The organism is Bathymodiolus platifrons methanotrophic gill symbiont (assembly GCF_002189065.1).
GTDB lineage: Bacteria > Pseudomonadota > Gammaproteobacteria > Methylococcales > Methylomonadaceae > Methyloprofundus.
On sequence record NZ_BDMN01000137.1, the window covers coordinates 1 to 2,755 of the forward strand.

Below are 2,755 nucleotides of genomic sequence, written 5' to 3' on the forward strand. Positions count from 1 at the left end.
TGTCCCTTTTTATCATTCTCCTTTTTTTTAGCTTCTTGGGGTTGTTCAATTACTTTAAGAATAACCTCTTTTTTTATTTCTGTTTTTACTGTTTCAATAACTGGGTTTTCTTTTACATTTAAGATAGATTTATAGCGTTGTTTTGCTCCCTAAATTTCAATTTAGCCGTCCAATTACCCAAGTAATGAGCTGGTGTATAGAAGACTTCTCGAAACTCCATAGATAAAGTATTTCCAATAATTACTTCTGCTGGAATATGCCATAAACTTAACTGTAAATAACACATTAACCCCGCGATTCTATCAACATCAATACATTGTACCCATAGTTTTTCTATTGGATTATGCTTGTTTTCTATCATTATTTTAGCAAAAGCCAAGACCATCCCACCAGCCCCACAAGCAGGTTCAGATAATGTAATAAAAGGAGTATCAAGATTTTTTAGCTTATCCCCATATGAAAGTTGAGCTAACATAAGAGATATTTCAGGGGGAGTAAAAAACTGCCCATTATTTGTATTTCCAAGATCTAATAAAATAACTAAATTTGTAAATAGGTTAGCTAACTTAGTTGCTTCTTCTTTTGAACATTTACCCACAATTTCCATATATTCATTTTCAAGAGTTTCAGATTTATTAAGCCCATTATGTACAGCAATTGCTGACATAGTGACAAAATCAGAGAAAACTTGATAGCGGTGCTTATGCTTAGCTATAGAATTAAAAATTTTAATAAATGATTGCTTGTTGTACTGCTTTGTTTCAGTCATATAAGTATCCTTATATCAGTGTACAAAACAGGCTTTAAACCCGTTTTATACGGGTTTAAAGTAAGCGTAAATTTAGGCTATTTTTAATTTCACATTAGTAAAAATAGACTTTTATTTTAATTATTTCTATAAAAAGTCAATTTTATAAAAAAGTTACCTTTTAATAAAATCAATTAAGCAAAAAACTAGAGCTATTTTTTACTTAGTTTTACTGATGATAATTCATATTATCATCAGTAATCTAGGGGGTTTTTCATTGGAAAAATAAAAAGTTGACTTTGTATGTATTCTGTATAGACTTTTAACTATAAAATAATTTTATTACTTCTACTAAACAGTGAAAACAAAAAAAATTGAGTGGAGTCACGAAAAAAATACATTATTGAAACAAGGTAGAGGGATTTGCTTTGAAGATGTTGAAAATGCGATTAGTGATAAGCGACTATTAGATATTTTGCCTCACCCTAATCAAGAAAAATATGCACATCAAAAAATATTTGTTATCAGGATAAAAGACTATATCCACTATGTACCTTTTGTAGAAGATGATGAGAATATTTTTTTAAAAAGTATTATTCCTAGTCGTAAGCTGAATAATAACTACTAACCAAACTAACCCTTAAAATATTATGGACACTTTAACTTATTCAACAGAAGAACTTGAAATACTAGATGCGATTGAAGGCAATACACTTAAAAGCGTACCTAACCTTAATGCAGAAATAGAACAAGTTACTTTATCTGTTAAAAATAAACTGAACAAAAGAAAACCTGTTAATTTAAGACTATTAGAAGCAGATATTGAAGGTATTAAAACAGAAGCTATTAAACAAGGTATGCCTTATCAAACCCTTATTAGCTCTATTTTGCACCAATATTTAGGGAATCTTGCAAAATAAACAGATTTAAAGCCATAAGTGAAAATCACTAACAATATTATATTATGTCTAATTTCTTGATTCCTAAAAATGAAATCAATTTACAAACAGAAATCTTAATCGCTGATGTGATTGAGGATTTTTTGTTGACTAAAAATAGTAGTCAAACAGTTAGAAGTTACCGTAATGATCTACTTAGTTTTTTCAACCGTATGGAGCTTATTTTTCTGAATGAGTTGGCACAAGTTCAATTTTCTCTTATGGTTGATCATGTTATGAGCTTTATTCGTTCCCAAGAGAAAAAAGACCCATTTACAGATAAGGTAAAAAACCCCAGCACTGTAAACCGTAAAGCTTATGCTTTATCCTCTTTTTTTAACTATCTGATTCATGTTTACAACTACCCTAAAAATCCCATTAAACAGTTTCAACCTCATAAAACGGAAAAGAAAAGTAATACAACTAGCTTAACCCGTGCTGAAGCAATTGATTTTTTACAGTACATGCAAGGAAAACACCGCAAATCTGAAGCTGATTTTAGGGATTATTTGATCATTATTTTTTTAAATATATTTGCTCTTAGACGTGCGGAAGTTGTGGGGTTAAAGTGGGATGATATTAATTTTTCTAAAAATAGTATTAACGTATATCAAAAAGGAGGAACAACCAAACTCTTGCTTACTGATAAACGTGGAAATTAACCAGATTATTTTATACCACCTTCAAACCTAGTTTAGCAAGAAAATTTAAGAACCTCCTGTAAGGAGGTGATGATATTTTCTTATGCAGAAAGACCAAAATTCTATAAAATGGACTTCCACACACATCACCGGGTGTGATTAAAACTGCGGGGATTTGTTAAAATATCACTATTTCAATTGACACAGATTGTGAGCCAGAGTAACAACAAATCTTTTATAGTCCGCCTCAACCAACATCCCAAATTACGTGAACGGGTGGAATCATTGCTGAACGTGGTTGAAAACACTACAGGAGTAGGCGCGCCATGCTACCTCACGAAATTCCGGGACTCCTGTCGCCGTAATTCGTTCACCTACGCAGCGAATAGGAGATGCTCCAGCCGCCCTGCGTCCGCCACAGACTGAGC

Annotated in this window: 4 protein-coding genes; 3 read left to right on the plus strand and 1 reads right to left on the minus strand. The window is 31.8% G+C overall.

All coding sequences use genetic code 11. From position 1 onward, the window contains the following. Window positions 1-118 precede the first annotated feature (118 nt). Window positions 119-769 (minus strand): N-6 DNA methylase, encoded by a 651-nt coding sequence (locus tag CDZ78_RS08695; RefSeq protein WP_087869668.1) that lies wholly within the window; start codon window positions 767-769, stop codon window positions 119-121. A 337-nt stretch (window positions 770-1,106) separates the two neighbouring features. On the opposite strand from CDZ78_RS08695, the gene CDZ78_RS08700 reads away from it, so the two are divergent. Genes CDZ78_RS08700 through CDZ78_RS08710 form a run of 3 tightly spaced genes read left to right on the plus strand, consistent with a single transcriptional unit; the run spans window position 1,107 to window position 2,348 of the window. After that, window positions 1,107-1,376, plus strand: a complete 270-nt coding sequence (locus tag CDZ78_RS08700; RefSeq protein ID WP_174664571.1) for a toxin — start codon at window positions 1,107-1,109, stop codon at window positions 1,374-1,376. A 22-nt stretch (window positions 1,377-1,398) separates the two neighbouring features. Further along, window positions 1,399-1,668, plus strand: coding sequence for an antitoxin (locus tag CDZ78_RS08705; RefSeq protein ID WP_087869669.1), 270 nt, complete (start codon window positions 1,399-1,401; stop codon window positions 1,666-1,668). Window positions 1,669-1,712: 44 nt separating this feature from the next. Continuing rightward, the gene (locus CDZ78_RS08710) at window positions 1,713-2,348 is read left to right on the plus strand and encodes a tyrosine-type recombinase/integrase (protein WP_087869670.1); all 636 of its coding nucleotides are present in this window, start codon (window positions 1,713-1,715) and stop codon (window positions 2,346-2,348) included. The last annotated feature ends 407 nt before the right edge of the window (window positions 2,349-2,755 follow it).